Annotated in this window: 1 pseudogene; it reads right to left on the bottom strand. The window is 35.8% G+C overall.

Annotated features, from left to right (window positions below):
- Positions 1 to 558: pseudogene (locus tag KDK67_RS14200) on the bottom strand (ISH3 family transposase); the annotation flags it as partial.

Below are 558 nucleotides of genomic sequence, written 5' to 3'. Positions count from 1 at the left end.
CAACTGAATCCTCAATTTTCTCCTAAGCCAATCCTCTATTAAGAGAACAAATCTATCGAACCTGAACTTATCCTCATCAATGGTCTGTGGCCCTTGTTTTACTTTCGTAAAATGCTTTTTCTGAAGATAGAGCCACATATTTCTTAGTAGAAATGATATCAATGCAAAAAAGTATCTTGTCGTAACGTTTCTTGTAGAAGTTCTTGGTCTTACAATATTTCTCATCCTGTACGAGGACTCAATAGCAAACCTTCTTCGATATACTGTGCTAACTTTTCGGGGAGACCATTTTACTCCATAAACAACAAATCCAAGGTTTTCACATCCGTTTTTACCTCTTTTACCTTTCAGATACTTTACATCAACAACAATATTCAGATGAATCTTCTTTTTTTCTGAGTTCTCCATCGTGTATTGTGCGTTCCTGGCCTTCCTTCCGATAAGCATCTTTTTTATCTTCTTTCCTCTTCTTACAACAGGAGTTATATGAGGAATCTTTTTATTTTGCAAGAACTCAAACACATCTACTGAATAGAACTCCCTGTCTAAACAAAGGAC

It is taken from the genome of Methanococcoides seepicolus (genome assembly GCF_023684405.1).
GTDB classification, from domain to species: domain Archaea; phylum Halobacteriota; class Methanosarcinia; order Methanosarcinales; family Methanosarcinaceae; genus Methanococcoides; species Methanococcoides seepicolus.
Note: the sequence above shows the minus strand (reverse complement) of the source record. Positions and strands in the feature narration are given on the sequence as shown.